The organism is Albidovulum marisflavi (assembly GCF_025751435.1).
GTDB lineage: Bacteria > Pseudomonadota > Alphaproteobacteria > Rhodobacterales > Rhodobacteraceae > Albidovulum > Albidovulum marisflavi.
The window spans coordinates 1401555-1421498 of record NZ_JAOWKY010000001.1; the positions used below are offsets into that span (position 1 = coordinate 1401555).

At 65.4% G+C, this 19944-nt stretch carries 21 protein-coding genes; 12 read left to right on the plus strand and 9 right to left on the minus strand.

Annotation, left to right across the window (positions count from 1 at the left end):
* Positions 1–41 precede the first annotated feature (41 nt).
* The 4 genes from OEW28_RS06785 to OEW28_RS06800 all read right to left on the minus strand — a co-directional run bounded on the left by OEW28_RS06785 (position 42) and on the right by OEW28_RS06800 (position 5217).
* Positions 42–602 (minus strand): sarcosine oxidase subunit gamma, encoded by a 561-nt coding sequence (locus OEW28_RS06785; protein ID WP_263733945.1) that lies wholly within the window; start codon positions 600–602, stop codon positions 42–44.
* Positions 595–3576, minus strand: coding sequence for a sarcosine oxidase subunit alpha family protein (locus OEW28_RS06790; RefSeq protein WP_263733946.1), 2982 nt, complete (start codon positions 3574–3576; stop codon positions 595–597). The genes OEW28_RS06785 and OEW28_RS06790 overlap by 8 nt, the downstream gene beginning before the upstream one ends.
* Positions 3573–3896: a sarcosine oxidase subunit delta gene (locus OEW28_RS06795; protein ID WP_263733947.1), complete on the minus strand. Its 324-nt coding sequence runs from the start codon at positions 3894–3896 to the stop codon at positions 3573–3575. The genes OEW28_RS06790 and OEW28_RS06795 overlap by 4 nt, the downstream gene beginning before the upstream one ends.
* A 76-nt stretch (positions 3897–3972) precedes the next feature.
* Entirely contained in the window at positions 3973–5217 is a 1245-nt protein-coding gene (locus OEW28_RS06800) for a sarcosine oxidase subunit beta family protein (RefSeq protein ID WP_263733948.1), read from the minus strand.
* Between the two features lie 218 nt (positions 5218–5435).
* Here OEW28_RS06800 and ccmI point away from each other — a divergent pair, with 218 nt between their 5' ends.
* From ccmI to OEW28_RS06815, 3 genes are read left to right on the plus strand one after another with little or no spacing between them, the layout of a single operon-like run.
* Positions 5436–6638: a c-type cytochrome biogenesis protein CcmI gene (gene ccmI, locus OEW28_RS06805; RefSeq protein WP_263733949.1), complete on the plus strand. Its 1203-nt coding sequence runs from the start codon at positions 5436–5438 to the stop codon at positions 6636–6638.
* Positions 6635–7111 carry a Holliday junction resolvase RuvX gene (ruvX, locus tag OEW28_RS06810; RefSeq protein ID WP_263733950.1) on the plus strand — a complete coding sequence of 159 codons (477 nt, stop codon included), beginning with the start codon at positions 6635–6637 and terminating at the stop codon, positions 7109–7111. Before ccmI ends, ruvX begins: the two co-directional genes overlap by 4 nt.
* Complete coding sequence (locus OEW28_RS06815; RefSeq protein WP_263733951.1) at positions 7108–7338, plus strand: DUF1289 domain-containing protein; 231 nt, start codon at positions 7108–7110, stop codon at positions 7336–7338. The genes ruvX and OEW28_RS06815 overlap by 4 nt, the downstream gene beginning before the upstream one ends.
* 24 nt (positions 7339–7362) lie before the next feature.
* Here OEW28_RS06815 and OEW28_RS06820 read toward each other — a convergent pair whose 3' ends face one another.
* The 3 genes from OEW28_RS06820 to dusA are packed head-to-tail and all read right to left on the minus strand — an operon-like array spanning position 7363 to position 10008.
* Positions 7363–8136, minus strand: coding sequence for a hypothetical protein (locus tag OEW28_RS06820; RefSeq protein WP_263733952.1), 774 nt, complete (start codon positions 8134–8136; stop codon positions 7363–7365).
* Complete coding sequence (locus OEW28_RS06825) at positions 8130–8948, minus strand: sulfite exporter TauE/SafE family protein (protein ID WP_263733953.1); 819 nt, start codon at positions 8946–8948, stop codon at positions 8130–8132. The genes OEW28_RS06820 and OEW28_RS06825 overlap by 7 nt, the downstream gene beginning before the upstream one ends.
* A 55-nt stretch (positions 8949–9003) precedes the next feature.
* Positions 9004–10008 carry a tRNA dihydrouridine(20/20a) synthase DusA gene (gene dusA, locus OEW28_RS06830; RefSeq protein ID WP_263734386.1) on the minus strand — a complete coding sequence of 335 codons (1005 nt, stop codon included), beginning with the start codon at positions 10006–10008 and terminating at the stop codon, positions 9004–9006.
* 299 nt (positions 10009–10307) lie between these two features.
* Between dusA and OEW28_RS06835 the strand changes: the two genes are divergently transcribed.
* The 9 genes from OEW28_RS06835 to OEW28_RS06875 all read left to right on the plus strand — a co-directional run bounded on the left by OEW28_RS06835 (position 10308) and on the right by OEW28_RS06875 (position 16684).
* Positions 10308–11798: an NfeD family protein gene (locus tag OEW28_RS06835; protein WP_263733954.1), complete on the plus strand. Its 1491-nt coding sequence runs from the start codon at positions 10308–10310 to the stop codon at positions 11796–11798.
* A 2-nt stretch (positions 11799–11800) separates the two neighbouring features.
* On the plus strand, positions 11801–12568 hold the full coding sequence (locus tag OEW28_RS06840) for a slipin family protein (protein WP_263733955.1): 768 nt from the start codon (positions 11801–11803) through the stop codon (positions 12566–12568).
* Positions 12569–12654: 86 nt separating this feature from the next.
* Positions 12655–13341 carry a D-lyxose/D-mannose family sugar isomerase gene (locus OEW28_RS06845; protein WP_263733956.1) on the plus strand — a complete coding sequence of 229 codons (687 nt, stop codon included), beginning with the start codon at positions 12655–12657 and terminating at the stop codon, positions 13339–13341.
* A 95-nt stretch (positions 13342–13436) separates the two neighbouring features.
* Positions 13437–13793 carry an Mth938-like domain-containing protein gene (locus OEW28_RS06850; RefSeq protein WP_263733957.1) on the plus strand — a complete coding sequence of 119 codons (357 nt, stop codon included), beginning with the start codon at positions 13437–13439 and terminating at the stop codon, positions 13791–13793.
* 39 nt (positions 13794–13832) lie between these two features.
* Positions 13833–14456: a heme ABC exporter ATP-binding protein CcmA gene (gene ccmA / locus OEW28_RS06855; RefSeq protein ID WP_263733958.1), complete on the plus strand. Its 624-nt coding sequence runs from the start codon at positions 13833–13835 to the stop codon at positions 14454–14456.
* A gap of 76 nt (positions 14457–14532) precedes the next feature.
* Positions 14533–15189 (plus strand): heme exporter protein CcmB, encoded by a 657-nt coding sequence (ccmB, locus tag OEW28_RS06860; RefSeq protein ID WP_263733959.1) that lies wholly within the window; start codon positions 14533–14535, stop codon positions 15187–15189.
* A 55-nt stretch (positions 15190–15244) separates the two neighbouring features.
* Positions 15245–15973, plus strand: coding sequence for a heme ABC transporter permease (locus OEW28_RS06865; protein WP_263733960.1), 729 nt, complete (start codon positions 15245–15247; stop codon positions 15971–15973).
* Positions 15973–16128 (plus strand): heme exporter protein CcmD, encoded by a 156-nt coding sequence (gene ccmD / locus OEW28_RS06870; RefSeq protein ID WP_412174780.1) that lies wholly within the window; start codon positions 15973–15975, stop codon positions 16126–16128. The genes OEW28_RS06865 and ccmD overlap by 1 nt, the downstream gene beginning before the upstream one ends.
* Positions 16121–16684, plus strand: a complete 564-nt coding sequence (locus OEW28_RS06875; protein WP_263733962.1) for a DsbE family thiol:disulfide interchange protein — start codon at positions 16121–16123, stop codon at positions 16682–16684. Before ccmD ends, OEW28_RS06875 begins: the two co-directional genes overlap by 8 nt.
* 29 nt (positions 16685–16713) lie before the next feature.
* On the opposite strand, the gene OEW28_RS06880 is transcribed toward OEW28_RS06875, so the two are convergent.
* The gene (locus OEW28_RS06880) at positions 16714–17016 is read right to left on the minus strand and encodes an antibiotic biosynthesis monooxygenase family protein (RefSeq protein ID WP_263733963.1); all 303 of its coding nucleotides are present in this window, start codon (positions 17014–17016) and stop codon (positions 16714–16716) included.
* Between the two features lie 110 nt (positions 17017–17126).
* Positions 17127–19877, minus strand: a complete 2751-nt coding sequence (gene acnA, locus OEW28_RS06885) for an aconitate hydratase AcnA (RefSeq protein WP_263733964.1) — start codon at positions 19875–19877, stop codon at positions 17127–17129.
* Positions 19878–19944 lie beyond the last annotated feature (67 nt).

Here is a 19944-nt window from a genome sequence, read left to right on the forward strand (position 1 = left end):
AACCGGCGCATGGCAACGCGCCGGTCGGTGTTGTATTGGCGTCAGGCCGGGAAGATCTCTCCACCCTTGCGGCTGGACACCTCGAGCAGGCCCATGACGTAGCCTGCGACCGAGCGGAACGACACCAGGGTGAACTCATCCGCGCCCGATTTCCAGAACGCGGCGGCGACCTGGGCTGCGCGGGTGCGGCGAATCTCGCCTTCGGCCAAGGTCCCGAAATCGACCGGGCACAGCTTCATCAGCGCCTCGGGAGCTTTCGAGCCCTTCACCGTGAAGACCGACCGCGCGTCCGAAACATCCGCAACAAGGTGGTGTTCGCCCGCAAGCGCCTTTTCAAGCGCCGCGACCGCGTCCTGGGCGCCTTCATAAGGAACCATGACCAGAAGCTCGTCCGGTGACATCCAGGCCGCAGCCTTGTCGCCGTCGATCTCGATGCGCCGGGCTGCCGGGACGGCGGTGCCGGTCGCGGCCTTGACCGCCTTTTTCATCGCGGCGGACGACAGGTCGCCGCGCACGGTGATCATGCCGCGCAGTCCGGCTTCCGCCACCTCTGCGAAGCCCTTGTGAGAAACGCCGCCCAGGGCGCTGACAGCCTTAGACATTCTGCTTTTCCCCATCCTTGTCGTAGAAGACCGGATCGACGATCCGCGCCTTGACCACCTTGCCGTTGTCCACCGGGAAGTCGAGAACCTCGCCCATCCGGTCCGGGCCATGTTTCACCAGACCCATCGCGATGCCCTTGTTGAGCGTGGGCGAATAGTAGGTCGACGTCACGCGGCCCTGCATGTTGCGCTGACCGTTGGCGTTCACCCCTTCGGCGACTGCGTAGGCGCCATCCGGGATCACGCCGCCATCCAGCGTTTCAAGGCCCACGAGCTTCCAGCGGTCGGGGCTGGCCATGTGGCTGCGCTCTTGCGCGCGCTTGCCAAGGTAGTCGTCTTTCTTCTTCGAGATCGCCCACTGCAGGTTCAGGTCCTGCGGGATGACCGTGCCGTCGGTTTCATCACCGATCATGATGAAGCCCTTCTCGGCGCGCATGATGTGCATCGCCTCGGTGCCGTAGGGCGCGACGCCGAACTCTTCGCCGGCAGCGATCAGTGCGTCCCAGAAGGCGCGGCCTTCGGAGGCCGGGACCGCGACTTCGAACGACAGCTCGCCCGAGAACGAGATCCGGTGTACCCGGGCGCGGAAGCCGCCAAGCGTGCCCTCGCGCCATTCCATGAACGGGATCGCCTCTTTCGAGAGGTCCATGCCACCCAGCTTCTCCAGAAGCTTGCGGGCGTTCGGGCCGGCGATCGCGACCTGGGCATATTGCTCGGTCACGTTGGCGGTGTAGACCTTCCAGTCCCACCATTCGCACTGGAGCCAGTCTTCCATCCAGCCGTGGATACGGTCCGCGCCCCCGGTGGTGGTGTGGCACAGCCAGGTATCTTCGGACAGGCGCACGACAACACCGTCATCCGACAGGAAGCCGTTTTCCGAACACATCAGGCCGTAGCGGCATTTGCCCACCGGCAGGGTCGACATCATGTTCGTGTAGAGCATGTCGAGGAACTTGCCCGCATCCGGCCCTTTCACGATGATCTTGCCCAGGGTGGAGGCATCGAGCAGGCCGACCGAGTTGCGGACTGTGCGAATCTCGCGGTTGACGGCGTCATGCACGCCCTCACCGGTGCGCAGGAAGCAGTAGGGACGGCGCCACAGGCCCACCGGTTCCCAGTGCGCCCCATGGATTTCATGCCATGCGTGCATCGGTGTGCGGCGCAGCGGCTGGAAGATGTCGCCACGTGCTTCGCCTGCAATCGCGCCGATCGAGATCGGCGTGTAGGGCGGGCGGAAGGTCGTCGTCCCGGTTTCCGGGATCGGACGGTGCAGCGCGTCCGACAGGATCGCGAGGCCGTTGATGTTGGACATCTTGCCCTGGTCGGTCGCCATGCCAAGCGTGGTGTAGCGCTTGGTGTGCTCGACGCTTTCATAGCCCTCGCGCGCGGCCAGCTGGACGTCGGAAACCTTGACGTCGTTCTGCGGGTCGAGCCACATCTTCATGCGAAGATCGGGGCCCGCTCCCTGCGGCATGATCCAGACCGGCATCATCGGCGCTTCGGACTCGGCGGGGGCGGCGGGCGCCTTGCCCTGGCCTCCGGCGGCCTTGTGCGCGTCGGCCAGAACCTCGTCCGGGGTCAGGAAACCGTTGGCCGAACCGACCGCGGTCACCATCGCCTCGCCGTCGTCGCCGGTTGCGGGGCGCTTCGGATCGGGGCGGAACATCGCGCGTTCCTCGTCCCAGATCAACTTGCCGCCACAGTGCGACCACAGGTGCACGACGGGCGACCATCCGCCCGACATCGCGACGGCGTCACAGGCGATCGACTCGATCTCGGCGCCTTCACCGGCCTGCACGCAGATGGAAACGCCGGTCACGCGCTTGCCGCCCTTGACCTTGGCGATGCCATGGCCTGCCAGAACGCGCACGCCACGCGCACGGACAGCCTCGGGCAGGGCGCCGGTCGCCTCGGGGCGGGCGTCGATGACGGCGGGAACCAGAAGGCCCGCGTCCAGAAGCGCCAGCGCGGTGCGATAGGCGTCGTCGTTGTTCGTCACGATGACCGTGCGGTCGCCCGGGCTGACGGCCCAGTTCACCACATAGTCGCGCACGGCCGAGGCCAGCATGACGCCGGGAATGTCGTTGCCCGCGAAGGACAGCGACCGCTCGATTGCGCCGGTTGCGGTGATGACATGGCCCGCGCGGATGCGCCACAGCCGGTGGCGCGGACGCCCGTCGCCGGGGGTGTGGTCGGCCACGCGTTCGTAGCCCATGATATAGCCATGGTCGAACAGGCCCGAGGCCATGGTGCGCGTGCGCAGCGTGACGTTGTCCATCTTGCCCAGGGCTTCGACGGTTTCGTTCACCCAGGCTTCGGCCGGCTTGCCGTCGATCTCGACGCCATCGACCACCGCGCGACCGCCCCAATGCGCGGTCTGTTCCATGAGCCAGACGCGCTTGCCCGCCTTGGCGGCGGCAAGAGCAGCCGTCAGGCCGGCGATGCCGCCACCCGCGACGACCACGTCGGCGAAGGCGTAGGCGTATTCATAACGATCCTCGTCCCGCGCAGTCGGCGCCTTGCCAAGGCCAGCGGACTGGCGGATGACCGGCTCGAACACGTGCTTCCATGCGAAGCGCGGGAACATGAAGGTCTTGTAGTAGAAGCCGCCCGGCAGGAAGCGACCAAGCTTGTTGTTGATCGCCCCGACGTCGAATTCCAGGCTCGGCCAGTGGTTCTGGCTCGTTGTCGACGCGCCGTCGAAAAGCTCGGTCGTGGTGGCGCGCTGGTTCGGTTCGAACTTGCCGCCTTCGCCCAGACCGAGCAGAGCGTTCGGCTCTTCTGCGCCCGAGGCGATGATGCCGCGCGGACGGTGATACTTGAACGAACGGCCCACCAGCATCTGGTCCGCACCAAGCAGGGCCGAGGCGAGCGTGTCGCCCTCGTAGCCCGCCATCCGGCGGCCATTGAAGGTGAAGTTCAGGGGTTTCGCGCGGTCGATCAGGCGACCGCCCTTGGAAAGACGGGTGCTCACTTGTAGCCCTCCCAGTTCGGACGCTTGGCCTTGATTTTCGCCTGAAGGTCGGCGGGCGGTTCCTTGGTCTGCGCGGAATAGGTGCCGAAGACCTCGAGCGTGGCGGTGCAGCGGGCGGCAAGGAACCACTTGCCGCAACCATAGGCGTGCCGCCAGCGTTCGAAGTGCACGCCCTTCGGGTTCTTGCGCATGAAGAGGTAGCTTTCGAACTCGTCATCCGACGAGCCCGGCCCGTAGCGCTTCAGATGCGCCTCGCCGCCGGCCTGGAGTTCGGTTTCCTCGGCTTTCACGCCGCAGTAGGGGCATTCAAGGGTCAGCATGTGGCGATCCTTTCGGCAATCGGCCGGGGGCTCTGCCCCCGGTCCCCCGGGATATTTTTCAAAAGAAGAAGAGGCATCAGTGGGCCACCCCCGCGGCGACGCTTTCGTCGATGAACTTGCCTTCGCGGAAGCGGTACATCGAGAACTCTTCGGTCAGCGGCGAATGGCCGCGCGCCATGAGTTCCGCCATCGCCCAGCCCGAACCCGGAATCGCCTTGAAGCCGCCGGTGCCCCAACCGCAGTTCACGAAGATCCCCTCGACCGGGGTCTTCGACAGGATCGGCGAACGGTCGCCGGTCATGTCGACGATGCCGCCCCACTGGCGCAGCTGCTTGAGGCGGCTGATCATCGGGAAAGTCTCGATCAGGGCGCGGACGGTTTCCTCGATATGATGGAAGGAGCCGCGCTGCGTGTAGTTGTTGTAGCCGTCGGTGCCGCCGCCGATCACCATTTCGCCCTTGTCGGACTGGGACATGTAGCCGTGGACGGTGTTGGCCATCACGACCACGTCCATGCAGGGCTTGATCGGTTCGGACACCATCGCCTGCAGCGCAAGCGACTCGATCGGAAGGCGGAAGCCGGCCTGTTCGGCCAAAACGCTCGCGTGGCCTGCGACGACCATGCCAAGCTTATCACAATCGATCGCGCCCTTGGTGGTGTCGACGCCGACGACCTTGCCGCCTTGGGTGCGGACGCCGGTGACCTCGCACTGCTGGATCACGTCCATGCCCATGGCCGAACAGGCCCGCGCATAGCCCCATGCCACGGCGTCGTGGCGGGCGGTGCCGCCGCGTGCCTGGTAGAGCGCGCCGAGGACCGGATAGCGCGGTCCGTCGATGTTGATGATCGGCACCAGTTCCTTGACCTTGGCCGGGCTGATCCACTCGGTCGCAACGCCCTGCAGGTTGTTGGCGTAGACCGTGCGCTTGTAGCCGCGCACCTCGTGTTCGGTCTGGCCAAGCATCAGCAGCCCGCGGGGGGAGAACATGACGTTGTAGTTCAGGTCCTGGCTCATCGTCTCGTAGAGCGAGCGCGCCTTCTCGTAGATCGCGGCCGATGGGTCCTGAAGGTAGTTGGAGCGGATGATCGTCGTGTTGCGACCGGTGTTCCCGCCGCCAAGCCATCCCTTCTCGATGATGGCGACGTTGGTGATCCCGTAGTTCTTGCCAAGGTAATAGGCCGTGGCAAGCCCGTGGCCACCGGCGCCGACGATGATCACATCGTACTTCTTCTTCGGCGCGGGCGAACCCCAGGCGCGTTCCCAGCCGAGGTGGTAGCTCATCGCTTCCTTGGCGATGGCGAAGGCGGAATAGCGTCTCATGGCCATGCGAATCCCTTTCCGTATGGTCCGGCGTCTGTCGAGCGCTTCATGGAACGACACACGAATTTCAACCGTCCGGCAAACGCCGCAATCGCGACAAATGCGACATTCCCCGGTGTGAAGAGGCGCGCGACAGGCGATCCTGCGGCATTGTGGCCGGTCTTTGGGCTTTTGCCCCTGCAACCGACATTCTATATCAGGCCCGACAAGGAGGCGCGATGCTGTTCTGGATCATCGCCGCGGCGCTCGCGGCATTTGTCGTGGCGACGCTTTGGCGCGCTTCGCTGGGGGGCGAGGTTTCGCTTGGAAGCGCTCAGCACGATATCTCTGTCTATCGCGACCAGCTGGCGGAGGTCGAACGCGATCTGACGCGTGGGGTGATCGGCGCGGAAGACGCCGAGCGCCTTCGCATCGAGATTTCGCGCCGCATTCTTGCCGCCGACCGCGCCCGGGCCGAGGTGTCGGACAGCGCGCGGGGGCCGCGCTTGGCGGTGCCGGTGGTCGCAGGCCTGATCCTGCTGGGCGCGACCGCGCTTTACCTCCGGCTGGGCACGCCGGAGATGCCAGACATGCCGATGTCGGATCGCGTCGCCGCGGCGGCGGAGTTGAAGGCCGCGCGGCCGACGCAGGAACAGGCGGAGGCCGCCGTTCCCGATCAACTGATCGAGCCCGATCCGGAATTCGCGGCGCTGATGGAGAAGCTGCGCCTTTCGACGCAGGAGCATCCGGACCTTGCCGAAGGGTTTCGCCTGCTTGCGACCTATGAAGCTCGGCTGGGCAACTTCGGGAATGCGGCGCGGGCCAAGTCGCGGTTCATCGCCCTGTTGCCCGAAGCGGACGTCCGGGCCGACGATTATGCCGAGCTTGCCGACCTGCTGATCCGTGCGGCGGGCGGTATCGTCACGGCCGACGCCGAGGCGGCGATCGGTGCGACCCTGGCACGCGATCCGGCGAACGGCACGGCGCGGTTCTATGCCGGGCTGATGGAGTTCCAGACCGGCCGGCCCGATCATGCCTTCACGATCTGGCGCAGCCTGCTTGAGACGGGGCCGCAGAACGCCCCCTGGATACCCTATCTGCGGGAAAACATCGTGACGGTCGCGGCGATGGCCGGGGTGGACTATGCCCCGCCCGCGGCGCTGTCCGGTCCCAGCAGCGCTGACATGGCGGCTGCGGCGGAAATGTCGGCCGAAGACCGCTCTGCGATGATCCGCACGATGGTCGAGGGGCTTGAGACGCGCCTGTCATCCGATGGCGGAACGCCCGCCGAATGGGCTCGTCTGATCGGTGCGCTTGGCGTTCTGGGCGAGCCGGAGCGCGCGCAAGCCGCGTATGAGGCCGCACGCACAGCGAATGCTGATGATCCGGCCGCGATGGCCGAGATCGATGCCGCGGCCGAGCGGGCGGGGATTTCGCGATGATCTGCGAAAAGATCGAGGATCTTCTGGCCGCGCTGCCGCCGATGCGGGCGCTTGCGGGCCTGGACCTGGGCGAGAAGACCATCGGGGTTGCGGTTTCGGACCGGATGCTGTCGGTCGCAAGCCCGCTGCAGACGATCCGGCGGACCAAGTTCACCAAGGACGCCGAGGCGCTGCTGCAGATCGCCGCTGCGCGCGAACTGGGCGGACTGATCCTGGGCCTGCCGCGCAACATGGACGGAAGCGAAGGGCCGCGCTGCCAGTCGACGCGCGCCTTCGCCCGCAACTTGTCGCGCCTGACCGACATGCCGATCGGGTTCTGGGATGAACGGCTGTCAACGGTTGCCGCCGAACGCGCGTTGCTTGAGGCGGATACGTCGCGCAAACGTCGCTCCGAGGTTATCGACCACGTCGCGGCGGGTTATATTCTTCAAGGTGCGCTCGACCGGATCGGGCATCTGAGGCGGCAGACATGACTGACGAAGTCTGGAAGCGGAACGAGATCGACAGCCCTTGCATCAAGATATGCACGGTGCATCCCGAGGCGCGCATCTGCATCGGTTGTCACAGGACCATAGATGAAATCGCGGGTTGGGGCCGGATGACGCCAGAGCAGCGACGCGCGGTCATGGCAGAGCTTCCCGGTCGTGCGGGGCTGCTGCGCCAGCGCCGGGGCGGCCGCTCGGCGCGTCTGGGCAATTGACGTCGCATCGCGATCGGCGCAGGCCTAGGACGGCCCCATCCATTCTTCAACGGAATTCAGCAGCGGACGCACATAGGCGGTTGCGCGGCCTTCGGGCGGCGCGATGGCGCCTTCGGCCCAAGGGCTGATGCCGTGCAGCAGCATCCTGTGCATCAGCACGGCCTCACCCGCCCGAAGCGGGACCAGATGCCGGGCGCAGGTCGCAAAGATTTCACGTCGGGCGGCTTGGTAGCACTCGGTCAGGTCCACATCTCCCCATGCTTCTGCAGGCAGGCCCGACAGCGCGCTGCGGAAGGCGCGGGCGACGATGTGATGACTTCCCTCCCAAACCGCAAGCGGTGCGGCGCCCGCTTCGGAGTCGTTCAGGCCGATACCAAGGATGAACGCATGCGGTTCCTTCAGCATGCGCCGTCGGTCCGGGCCGATGGCAAGAAGCCCATCCACATGGGCCGCGTCACGGCGCAGTCGATAGCCGAATGCGGTTTCGCTTTCACCGGCGGAAGGCCTTGGATAGCCTGGCCACGTGACCGACAACTGCGCCCTGTGCCAGACGGGCGGGCCAAAGGTCGTGCCGACGGCCCGCGCGGCCGCCCCCACAAACGGGACGCTGTCCACCGACCCGTCGCGGGCGTTTGGCAAAGCCTCCAGGCCGACCAGCCAGGTGCCGCCAGAGCGCCAATCGGCATCCGGGCTTGAAACGGCCGCCATTGCGTGGGGCAGGGCCGCCGATGCCCAGGCAAGGGTCGAGGCTTCGGCGGGAAACCTGAGCCAGCCCGCCGATGCCAGCGCGCTCACCATCCCGCCGCCTTGCGCAGCATGTTCAGCGCGACGACGGCAAGAAACGCCGCGAAGACCCTTTTCAATGGGCCCGGATCCATGGCGTGGGCAAGCCGCACCCCCCAGGGCGTGGTCACAAGGGTCATCGCGATGACCAGCACGAAGGCGGGCAGGTTGACCGCGCCCAAGGTGTAGGGCGGCGCGCCGCTGACGGACGTCAGCAGGAAGCCCGCGACCGAGGGCACCGCGATCACCACGCCGAAGCCCGCGGCGGTCGCAACGGCGCGGTGGATGGGGGTGTTGAAAAGGCTCATCAACGGGACGCCGAAGGATCCGCCGCCGATCCCCATGAGCACCGACAGAAATCCCACCAAGGGCGAAAGCGCCGCGCGCGCGACGCCCACGGGCATCGCGGGCCCCAGCCGCCAGCTTGATCTTCCAAAGCCGAGGTAGAAGGCGACCACCAGCGCAAGCGAGCCGAATATCGCCTGCAACGCCGGCGTGCGCAGCTGAGCGACCGCCAGCACCCCCGCGACGGCCCCTATCGCGATTCCCGGCGCCCAGCCCTTGAGGATCGCCCAGTCGACCGCGCCCTTGCGGTTGTGGGCGTGAACCGAGCGAAGGGAGGTCACGATGATCGTCGCAAGCGAAGTCGCGAGGCAGACCTGCATCAGATCCGGCCCCCCGTATCCCAGGGCCGCAAAGGCGTAGAAGAAGGCCGGCACCAGAATGATACCCCCGCCAACACCCAGAAGCCCCGCAATGACCCCTGCAAAACCGCCGATCGCCAGAAGCAGCGCGGCCATCGTCATCAAGTCAGCTGTTTCCGGCATCCTGCCCTCCACTTTCGTGCCCTTGGTAGCGGGTTTGCGGGAGGGGCGGAAGGGCTCAGGCAGCGACGCGGCGCACCTCGGCCAAAGCGGCGTCAAGGACGTCCAGCCCGGCCTCGCCACCATGGCCGCGTTCGGACAGCACGCGACGCCAGCCGCGCGCGCCCGGGCGTCCGTGGAACAGGCCCAGCATGTGGCGCGTGATCTGGTGCAGCCGCCCGCCGTGCTGCAGGTGGTTCGCGATATAGGGCTTCATTCGTTCCACCACCTCGAACGCATCCGGTCCCGGTTCGGCGCCAAACATGACGTGGTCCGCGCGGCCTAGGATCTCCCAGGGCTCGTGATAGGCCGACCGTCCGACCATGACGCCGTCAAGCCCGCGATCAAGAAAGCCGCCAGCCTGCTCAAGCGACTGAATTCCACCGTTCACGGAGATGTGCAGGTGGGGGTAGCGTTGCTTCATCTCTTCGACCAGAGGGTAGTTCAGGGGCGGGATCTCTCGGTTTTCCCTGGGGCTCAATCCCTGCAGCCACGCCTTGCGCGCGTGAATCGCGAAGCGGGTCACGCCCGCGGCGGATACGGTTTCGAGGAAGGCGGGCAGCACGTCCTCTGGAACCTGGTCGTCGACGCCGATCCGGCACTTCACCGTCACCTCGACCCGTGCCGCGTCGATCATCGCCGCCACGCAATCCGCAACCAGTCCGGGCCGCTCCATCAGCACTGCGCCGAAGCACCCCGACTGCACCCGATCCGATGGGCAGCCGACATTCAGGTTGATTTCGTCATAGCCATAGCCCTCCGCGATCCGCGTCGCCTCGGCCAGTTCACGCGGATCGGACCCTCCCAGCTGCAGCGCCACCGGATGTTCGATGGCGTCGAACCCAAGCAGCCGATCGCGGTCGCCATGGATCACCGCCGGGGAAGTGACCATTTCGGTATAGAGAAGCGCATGGCGTGACATCTGCCGGTGGAAGAACCGACAGTGTCGATCGGTCCAGTCCATCATCGGCGCGACGGACAGGCGCGCGGCGCGACGGACCTTGTCGACAGGCTGCTCTGGCATTCCGTTTTTCGATGTCCGCGTCATTGAAGCCTTCGAAGTCGAGCGCGTTGCAGGTTGCTTGCCGACGTGGCCCATGGCCGGGCGCCGGCACCCGTCGGGGATCACGACCCGTCGAGGCGGGAACGTGATAAAGCAGTATGGCCGGATCGTCCACAAGCTGGCCGATGCGCCGAATCGGCATCGGCAAGGCTGCGTGCCGCATCAGAATGGACGGCCCCTGTGAACCGGAGCCATCGGCCCCCGACTGCCCCGCCCATTGTCGCCTAGGCCCGTCGACCTATATTTTGAAGAGGGAGGAGGTGGTTGCAACGGGTCTGTCCATCGTCCGCATGCTGCTGGCGCTGGCGATCGTGTTCTTGGGCCACGTCGAAGCCGCAGGTCAGCAGGCTGAGCGCCCCGATACGCGGGGGATCGCCCTGCTCAGCGACATCGACGGTCCGATCGGTCCGGCCACGACCCGCCACGTCGAAAAGACGATCGCCGAGGCGTACTTGCGCGGGGCGTCCGTGATCATCCTGCGTCTGAACACGCCGGGCGGTCTTGCTGACTCCATGCGCGACATCATCTCTGAGATTCTCGAATCGCCGGTACCGGTGATCGGCCATGTCGCTCCTCCGGGTGCACATGCGGCCAGTGCGGGGACATACATCCTTTATGCCACGCATGTCGCAGCCATGGCGCCGGGCACGAATATCGGTGCCGCGACACCCGTGCAGATCGGCGGGCAAAGCCCTGGCGGTGGCGATCAGTTCGATCGCGGCCCCTCCGACACTTCCGATGAAGCCGGCGCGGCGAACGACACCGCGGATACCGATGAAGGCGGGGCAACGGGCGAAAGCACGCCTTGGCTTGCCCCCGACGAAGCCATGACGCGGAAGGCCACGAACGACGCCGTCGCCTTCATCCGCAGCCTGGCGGAGCTGCGCGGACGCAATGCCGACTGGGCCGAAAGTGCCGTCCGCGAGGCGGCAAGCCTTTCCTCCGCCCGTGCGCTTGACTTGGGCGTGATCGACCTTGTCGCTTCGGACACGGATGAACTGCTTGACGCAGTCGATGGGCGGACCGTGCTGGTACGATCTTCGGATGTCGTGTTGGAAACGCGGGGTCTTGAAGTCCAGCGGATGGAGATGGATGCGATCACCCGGCTGCTGGGCGTGCTGTCGAACCCGAACGTGTCGCTGATCCTGATGATGATCGGCATCTATGGACTGATCTTCGAATTCTGGAACCCCGGATCCATCGGGCCCGGAGTGATCGGGGCCATCTCGCTGACACTTGGTCTTTATGCACTGAACCTTCTCCCGCTTGACTACGCCGGGCTGGCTCTGATCGGGCTTGGCGTGGCCTTCATGGTGACCGAGGCGTTCACCCCGACTTTCGGCGTCCTAGGTTTCGGAGGGCTTGCCGCCTTTGTCGTGGGATCGGCGATGCTGGTGGATACGGACGTGCCTGCCTACCAGATATCCTGGTGGCTGATAGGGACGCTTGCGGCGATCAGCGGCGCGTTCCTGACGCTGGTCCTGGGCTACACCGTGCGGATCTATCGGCGCAGGGCGGTACCGGCCGATGGCCGGTTGGTCGGTTCCATTGCCCAGGTCCTGGACTGGTCGGGTCGCACCGGCCACGTCTGGGCCGAGGGCGAGCGGTGGAACGCGACAGCGCAGACCGAGATCGCGCCCGGAGCGGCAGTCGAGATCCAGGCCATCGAGGGGCTTACGCTGATCGTTCGTCCCGGTGCGGCCACCCAACCCCGCGGCGGCGGCAGAAACCTGAGGGAAGGAAAGGATTAGCCATGGAAACCACCTATTTTGACGGCCTCGCCTATCTCATCGGGATCGCGGCGGTCGTACTCCTGTTCTGGGCCGCAGTTTACATCTTTCGCGAATACGAACGCGGGGTCATGTTCACGCTTGGCCGGTTCACCCGTGTATGCGGGCCCGGCTTCGTGATCGTGATCCCGATCGTCCAGCAGGTCGTGCGAACCGACCTGCGCACCTTCGTGGAAGACGTGCCCACGCAGGACGTGATTTCGCGCGACAACGTCTCGGTCAAGGTCAACGCGGTCATCTATTTCCGGATCGTTGATGCCGAACGCGCCATCATCAATGTCGCCGACTACCGGTCCGCCGTCAGCCAGCTTGCCCAGACGACCCTGCGTTCGGTGCTGGGCAAGCACGAGCTTGACGAAATGCTGGCCGAGCGTGACAAGCTGAACGCGGATATCCAGGAAATCCTCGACCGACAGACCGACGCCTGGGGGATCAAGGTCGCGAATGTCGAAATCAAGCATGTCGATATCGATGACAGCATGATCCGCGCGATCGCCAAGCAGGCCGAGGCCGAGCGGCTGCGCCGTGCGCGCGTCATCAACTCCGAGGGGGAGTTTCAGGCCGCCGCGAAGCTTGTCGAAGCGGGCAAGCTTCTGGCGACGCAGCCGAATTCGATGCAACTGCGGTATTTCAACGCGCTGAACGACATATCGAGCGAGCGAACTTCGACGGTCATCTTCCCGCTGCCGGTCGATCTGCTGCCCGCGGGGCGGAAAGGCAAAAGCTCATAGCCCGACCAATGGCGCCCTGACGGGCCCGCGCTTGCTCTTGCCCCGAAATGGTCTAAGGCTTGAGGCGGGCGGATCAAGGGGCGGAAATGAAGCGGTCACGGATCAACGATATCATGCGTGCGGCGGACGACATGATCCGCGGGTACGGGTTCTCCCTGCCGCCCTTCGCCTACTGGACCCCCCAGGACTTTCAGCGACGCGCCCGAACAGCGGCCCATGTCATCGACGCGCGCTGCGGATGGGACATCACCGACTACGGCGCAGGCGATTTCGATCGGATGGGCCTGTTCCTGTTCACGCTGCGAAACGGGCTTCTTGCCGACCTGCAGCGGGGCGGCGGCATGTGCTACGCCGAAAAGCTTCTGATTTCGCGACAGGATCAGCTGTCACCGATGCACACCCACATCCTGAAGGCCGAGGACATCATCAACCGGGGTGGCGCCACGCTTGTCGTCGAGCTTTACGGCTCCGACGACCGGGGTGGCTTCGCCGGGGATCGCGGCGGCACGGTCTGGTGCGACGGGCTGCGCATCGACTACGCGCCGGGCCAGAAGCTGCGCCTCGCCCCCGGCGAAAGCGTGACACTGCGCCCCGGCGACTGGCACGCTTTCTGGGGCGAGGGCGGCGACGTCCTGATCGGAGAGGTCTCGACCGTCAACGACGATGAAACCGACAACATCTTTCACGAACCGATCGGCCGCTTTTCGACCGTGGACGAGGATGAACCGCCGTTGCATCTGCTTGTCAGCGATTATGCCCGCTGGCTTGCCTAGGGGGGGGCGGTCAGGCAATGCGGCGGACACCCGCCTTGGCGCGGCCGCAAGGAACGGATAGTCTTGGGCGGCGAATTGGAAGATCAGGACCGAACGTGCCTCTGAGTGAAATCGACTACGGACAGGCCCAGCCGATCGACAGCTATGGCCCCGGCTTCTTCCGCATCGCGGGGCAGGTGCTGAAGGGCGGCGTGCTGGTCACCCGAACCGGCGCGCGGCTCTGGCAGGGCTACGGGGATCCCGCGCCGCTGCTTGCGCTTTCGGACCAGGTGGACGTCATCTTCATCGGCACCGGGCGCGAGATCGCGCATCTGCCCGCGGCGTTCCGCACCCGGCTTGAGAACGCCGGCATCGGCGTCGAGATCATGGACAGCCCGGCAGCCTGCCGAACCTACAACGTGCTTCTGTCCGAAGGGCGGCGCATTGCCGCGGCTCTGCTTCCCGTCGACTGAAACTTTGCGCTTGGCCACGAACTTCGATAACCGGGCATCATGGACCTGACCGTCACCGACCTTTCGATCGCGCGCGGCGGCATTCCCGTGCTTGGGCATGTCTCACTGACCTTGCGCTCGGGGTGCGCGTTGGTGCTGCGCGGGCCGAACGGGATCGGCAAGACGACGCTGTTGCGCACCATCGCGGGATTGCAGCCGCCGCTGTCCGGCACCATCGGTCTGCCGTCCGAGGACGTCGCCTATGCCGGTCACGCCGACGGGATCAAATCCACCTTGAGCGTGACCGAAAACCTGCGCTTCTGGGCGCGCATCTTCGGAACAGGCGATATCGCCCCGGCGCTTGCCGCCATGGACCTGGCAGCATTGGCCGAACGACCGGCTCACAGCCTGTCCGCTGGGCAGAAGCGCCGTCTTGGCCTTGCGCGGCTGCTCGTAACCGGGCGCCGGTTCTGGCTGCTGGACGAACCTACCGTGTCGCTTGACGCAGCCTCGGTCGCACTTTTCGCGCGGGCCGTGCGCACGCACCTGTCCAACGGGGGCGCGACGCTCATGGCGACCCACATCGATCTCGGGATCGCCGAGGCGGAAGTTCTGGACCTTACCCCGTTCCGCGCCGCCCCGTCCGCCGCCGCGCCCGGCGGGTTCGACGAGGCCTTCGCATGAGCTTCTTCTTTTCCCAAATATCCTGGGGGTCCGGGGGCAACGCCCCCGGCGCGCGGGCCAGGAAGAGGGGCCTGGCATGACGGCGCTTCTGCTTCGCGACCTGACGCTTGCCCTGCGCGCGGGCGGGGGCTTCGGGCTCAGCCTCGCGTTCTTTCTGATCGTCACTGTTCTGGTGCCTTTCGGCGTGGGGCCCGAAGGCGGTGTGTTGGGCAGGATCGCCCCGGGCATCCTGTGGGTCGGCGCACTTCTGGCCTGCCTGCTGTCGCTCGACCGCATCTTCGCGCTGGATTACGAGGACGGCACGCTGGACCTCATGGCCACAGCCCCGATCCCGCTGGAAACCGTCACGGCCACCAAGGCGCTTGCGCACTGGCTGACGACGGGCCTGCCGCTGACGCTGGCGGCGCCGGCGCTTGGGGTGCTGCTGAACCTGCCCACGGCGGGCTTTTCCTGGCTGACGCTGTCGCTTGCCGTCGGAACGCCGGCGCTTTCGATGATCGGCGCGTTCGGGGCCGCGCTGACCGTCGGCCTCAAGCGCGGGGGTCTTCTGCTTTCGCTTCTTGTTCTGCCGCTCTACATTCCCACCCTGATCTTTGGCGCCGACTGCGTCCGGCGCGGGGTCGAGGGGCTGCCGACCACGACACCGCTTCTGATGCTGCTTGGCATCACGCTCGGCTCGGTCGCGATCCTGCCATTTGCCGCCGCTGCGGCAATCCGCGTCAATCTGAGATAGTCGCGGTCATGCTATGCCTATTGTGACAGCGCACCGGAGCAATTAGTCAGACGCCATGTCGATCTGGGAATACGCGAACCCGAAGAAATTCATGCAGACCTCGGCCTGGGCCCTGCCCTGGGTGACGGGGCTTGCCGTCCTGACACTGATCACCGGCCTGGTCTGGGGCTTCTTCTTCACGCCCGACGACTTCCGCATGGGGTCGACTGTCAAGATCATCTACATCCACGTCCCGGCTGCGATCATGGCCACCGGCACCTGGTTCATGATGCTCGCCGCCTCGCTGATCTGGCTGATCCGCCGGCATCATGTTTCCGTTCTTGCCGCCAAGGCCGCGGCGCCCGTGGGCACGACCATGACTCTGATCGGGCTTTTCACCGGCGCGATCTGGGGCCAGCCGATGTGGGGGACCTGGTGGGCCTGGGATCCCCGGCTGACGGCTTTCCTGATCCTGTTCCTGTTCTACCTGGGATACATGGCCCTGTGGGAAGCGATCGAGGATCCCGACACCGCAGCCGACCTGACCTCGGTCCTCTGTCTTGTGGGGTCGGTCTTCGCGATCATATCGCGCTATGCCGTGCTGTTCTGGAACCAAGGGCTTCACCAGGGCTCGTCGCTTTCGATGGATGCGGAAGAGCACGTTTCGGACGTCTACGCCTGGCCGCTCTGGGTTGCGATCGTCGGCTTCGGCCTGCTGTTCGTATCACTTGTGCTGATCCGCACCCGGACCGAAATCCGCTCGCGCCGTCTGCGCGCGCTTGAGGCGCGGGAAAGGATGGCGTGATGGTGGAACTTGGAAAATACGCCGGGACGGTGCTTGCGGCTTACGGTATTACCATCCTTCTGGTCCTGGGATTGGTGGCAATCTCCTTGCGCAGGGGCGCAAGGGTCAAGCGGGCGCTTGAGGCGCAGGAAAGACGGATGGCGAAAAATGGCTAGAATCTCACCCCTCGTGATCCTGCCACCAGTGATCTTCGCAGCGCTCGCTGCGACCTTCTACTGGGGGATGGGGCGGGACAACCCGAATGAAATCCCGTCCACCTTCATCGGACAGCCCGCGCCCGAACTGGGCGGATCGCAGCTGCCGGGGTTCGCCTTTTCCACCGACGCCGATTTGCGGACGGGCGAAGTGACGCTGGTGAACTTCTGGGCGACCTGGTGTCCGCCCTGCCGCGCCGAACACCCCAAGCTGAAAGACCTGGCGGCGAACGGCGTGCGCATCATCGGCGTCAACATCCGCGATGACGATGCAAAGGCGACCGACTACCTGAACGAAGAGGGCAACCCCTTCATCGGGGTGGTGTCCGATCCGACCGGCCGCCGTTCGATCGACTGGGGCGTGACCGCGCCGCCGGAAACCTTCATTGTCGACGGCGACGGCACGGTGCTGTTCAAGTTCATCGGACCGCTGGTTGGCGCCGACTTCCAGCAGCGGTTCCTGCCTGAACTGGAAAAGGCGCTTGGCAATTCCAGGCAGACCGCACTGGACGGCTGATCAAACGGGTTCGCCGCTGCCCTGACCTGTCACGTTATCAGCTGGTTCAGATTGTAGTGGTGCAGGGCGCGGTCGCGGATCAACCCGGCCTCGTCCGGGTGGATGTGGGGCAGCTGCCAGTTGTCGCCCGCGAAAGCCTTGATCGATTCGACGTCGCTCCAGACCATCACCATGCAGAACTCGTTTGGCGTTTCTGGCCGGGGCAGACCCGGCGTGACCGAGATGATGCCCGGTTGGCTCTTGACCAGGGGAAGCGCGGTATTGAGGAAGAAGTCTTCGAACTCGGCCTCCTTGCCGTCTTCGACCGTGACGCGGAAGATACGGATGATCATGTCTCTGCTCCTTTCAGGGGGGCAGGATAGCACAGACTGACCGGCCGGACCTTGCGCGCCAAAGCAAAAAAGCCCCGCCGAAGCGGGGCTTTCCCATCTTTGGGCCTGGCTTACGCCTTGGCCAGGTTCCGCAGGACGTAGTGCAGGACACCGCCGTTCTCGACGTATTCGATCTCGACCTCGGTATCGATCCGGCACTTGATCTGGATCGTTTCCTCGGTTCCGTCGGCGCGCCGGATGGTGCAGGGCACCAGGCTGAGCGGCTTCAGGTCACCCTCGAGCCCGTGGATCGAGATGACCTCGTCGCCCTTCAGATTCAGCGACCGGCGGTTCTGGCCGTTGGTGAACTCGAACGGGATCACACCCATGCCGACCAGGTTCGAGCGGTGGATGCGCTCGAACGATTCGGCGATCACGGCCTTGATGCCCAGAAGGTTGGTGCCCTTGGCCGCCCAGTCGCGCGATGAGCCCGCGCCATACTCGATGCCGCCGATCACGACCAACGGCACGCCGTCGTCCTGATAGGCCATCGAGGCGTCGTAGATCGAGGTCTGCTTTCCGTCGGGGCCAAGCGTGTAGCCGCCTTCGACGCCGTCCAGCATCTCGTTCTTGATGCGGATGTTGGCGAAGGTGCCGCGCATCATGACCTCATGGTTGCCGCGGCGCGACCCGTAGCTGTTGAAGTCCTTCGGCGCGACCTGACGTTCGGTCAGGTACTGACCCGCGGGCGTCGTGGGCTTGAACGAGCCGGCCGGGCTGATGTGGTCGGTCGTGATCATGTCGCCCAGAAGCGCCAGGATGCGCGCGCCCGAGATGTCGCTGATCGTGCCCTTTTCCTTGGACATGCCGCGGAAGTAGGGCGGGTTCTGGATGTAGGTCGAGGTCGGCGGCCAGTCGTAGGTTTCCGACTCCGTCACCTTTACGCCCTGCCACTTCGCGTCGCCCTTGAAGACGTCGGCGTATTTCTTCTGGAACGCCTCGCGGGTGACGACCTCGTGGACCAGCTCGGCGATCTCCTTGTTCGAGGGCCAGATGTCCTTGAGGTAGACAGGCTCTCCGTCCTTGGACGTGCCGATCGGGTCGCAGGTCAGATCGACGTTCATGTCGCCCGCGATGGCATAGGCCACGACCAGCGGCGGCGAGGCGAGGTAGTTCGCGCGCACGTCCGGGCTGATCCGTCCTTCGAAGTTGCGGTTGCCCGACAGGACCGAGACCGCGACAAGGTCGCTGTCGCTGATCGCTTTCGAGATCTCGGGCTGCAGCGGGCCGGAGTTGCCGATACAGGTCGTGCAGCCATAGCCCACCAGGTTGAAGCCGAGCGCGTCCAGGTCTTCCTGCAGGCCCGCGGCCTCAAGGTACTCCGACACGACCTGCGAGCCGGGTGCGAGAGAGGTCTTGACCCAGGGTTTGCGCGTCAGTCCAAGCGCGCGCGCCTTGCGGGCAAGAAGACCCGCGCCGATCAGGACGTAGGGGTTCGACGTGTTGGTGCAGGAGGTGATCGAGGCGATCACCACAGAGCCGTCGCGCAGCTTGTAGTCCTCACCCTCGACCGCCGTACTCTTCAACACTTCGACGGGTGCTGTCAGCGTGTCTCCTTCCGAAGCCATGTCCTTGGCCGCTTCCGATGTGTCCACGCCACGAAAGTCGCTGACGACCTTGTAGAAGCTTTTTGCCGAAAGGTTCAGCGGCGTGTAGTCCTGCGGCCGCTTCGGACCGGAGATCGCGGGCACGATCTCTGCCATGTCGAGATGCAGCGTCGAGGAGTAGACCGGGGCGTAGTCCGCTCCGCGCCAGAAGCCGTTTTCCTTGGCATAGGCTTCGACCAATGCGATGCGGTCCTCGTCCCGGCCGGTCTGGCGCAGGTAGCGCAGCGTTTCCGCGTCGATCGGGAAAAAGCCGCAGGTGGCGCCGTATTCCGGCGCCATATTGGCGATCGTCGCACGGTCGGCAAGCGGCAGATGGTCAAGGCCCTCGCCGTAGAACTCGACGAACTTGCCCACGACACCGTGCTTGCGCAGCATGGCAACGACCTTGAGCACGAGGTCCGTGGCGGTGGTGCCCTCGACCAACTTGCCGGTCAGCTTGAAGCCCACGACTTCCGGGATCAGCATCGACACGGGCTGGCCCAGCATCGCGGCCTCGGCCTCGATCCCGCCGACGCCCCAGCCCAGCACGGCAAGGCCGTTGACCATGGTGGTGTGGCTGTCGGTGCCCACCAGCGTGTCGGGATAGGCGACCATCTGCCCGTTCTGGTCGGTGTCGGTCCAGACGGTCTGGGCCAGGTATTCAAGGTTGACCTGGTGGCAGATGCCGGTTCCGGGGGGAACGACGCGGAAGTTCTGGAAGGCGTTCTGACCCCACTTGAGGAAGACGTAACGCTCCATGTTGCGTTCGTATTCCAGGTCCACGTTCTTCTGGAAGGCGCGCGGATTGCCGAATTCGTCGATCATGACCGAGTGGTCGATCACGAGGTCGACCGGGTTCAGCGGGTTGATCTTCTGTGCGTCGCCGCCAAGCGCCTTGATCCCGTCGCGCATCGCGGCAAGGTCCACGACCGCGGGAACGCCGGTGAAGTCCTGCATCAGCACGCGCGCGGGACGATAGGCGATTTCACGCGGGTTCTGGCCGCCGTTCTTGCCCCAGTCCGAGAACGCCTTGATGTCGTCGACCGATACGGTGCGGCCGCCGTCTTCGAAGCGGAGCATGTTTTCCAGCACGACTTTCAGCGCTGCGGGCAGGCGCGAAAACTCGCCCAGACCCGCGGCCTCGGCGGCGGGAATCGAGTAGTAGTCGACCGACTTGCCGCCGGCGGTCAGCGTGCGGCGGGTCTTGGCGGTATCGGTTCCAGTAACGACGGTCATTTCGGACTCCCTTCTGCGGTCAGGGTGAGACTTCCAAGGCTAATGCCGCAACGGAAGTCGCGGATCA

Bases quoted from the DNA above. Each gene is read 5' to 3' on its own strand.
- OEW28_RS06785 (WP_263733945.1), bottom strand. From the start codon at position 602: ATGTCTAAGGCTGTCAGCGCCCTGGGCGGCGTTTCTCACAAGGGCTTC.
- OEW28_RS06795 (WP_263733947.1), bottom strand. From the start codon at position 3,896: ATGCTGACCCTTGAATGCCCCTACTGCGGCGTGAAAGCCGAGGAAACC.
- OEW28_RS06800 (WP_263733948.1), bottom strand. From the start codon at position 5,217: ATGAGACGCTATTCCGCCTTCGCCATCGCCAAGGAAGCGATGAGCTAC.
- ccmI (WP_263733949.1), top strand. From the start codon at position 5,436: ATGCTGTTCTGGATCATCGCCGCGGCGCTCGCGGCATTTGTCGTGGCG.
- ruvX (WP_263733950.1), top strand. From the start codon at position 6,635: ATGATCTGCGAAAAGATCGAGGATCTTCTGGCCGCGCTGCCGCCGATG.
- OEW28_RS06815 (WP_263733951.1), top strand. From the start codon at position 7,108: ATGACTGACGAAGTCTGGAAGCGGAACGAGATCGACAGCCCTTGCATC.
- OEW28_RS06820 (WP_263733952.1), bottom strand. From the start codon at position 8,136: ATGGTGAGCGCGCTGGCATCGGCGGGCTGGCTCAGGTTTCCCGCCGAA.
- OEW28_RS06825 (WP_263733953.1), bottom strand. From the start codon at position 8,948: ATGCCGGAAACAGCTGACTTGATGACGATGGCCGCGCTGCTTCTGGCG.
- dusA (WP_263734386.1), bottom strand. From the start codon at position 10,008: ATGCCAGAGCAGCCTGTCGACAAGGTCCGTCGCGCCGCGCGCCTGTCC.
- OEW28_RS06840 (WP_263733955.1), top strand. From the start codon at position 11,801: ATGGAAACCACCTATTTTGACGGCCTCGCCTATCTCATCGGGATCGCG.
- OEW28_RS06845 (WP_263733956.1), top strand. From the start codon at position 12,655: ATGAAGCGGTCACGGATCAACGATATCATGCGTGCGGCGGACGACATG.
- ccmA (WP_263733958.1), top strand. From the start codon at position 13,833: ATGGACCTGACCGTCACCGACCTTTCGATCGCGCGCGGCGGCATTCCC.
- ccmB (WP_263733959.1), top strand. From the start codon at position 14,533: ATGACGGCGCTTCTGCTTCGCGACCTGACGCTTGCCCTGCGCGCGGGC.
- OEW28_RS06865 (WP_263733960.1), top strand. From the start codon at position 15,245: ATGTCGATCTGGGAATACGCGAACCCGAAGAAATTCATGCAGACCTCG.
- ccmD (WP_412174780.1), top strand. From the start codon at position 15,973: ATGGTGGAACTTGGAAAATACGCCGGGACGGTGCTTGCGGCTTACGGT.
- OEW28_RS06875 (WP_263733962.1), top strand. From the start codon at position 16,121: ATGGCTAGAATCTCACCCCTCGTGATCCTGCCACCAGTGATCTTCGCA.
- OEW28_RS06880 (WP_263733963.1), bottom strand. From the start codon at position 17,016: ATGATCATCCGTATCTTCCGCGTCACGGTCGAAGACGGCAAGGAGGCC.
- acnA (WP_263733964.1), bottom strand. From the start codon at position 19,877: ATGACCGTCGTTACTGGAACCGATACCGCCAAGACCCGCCGCACGCTG.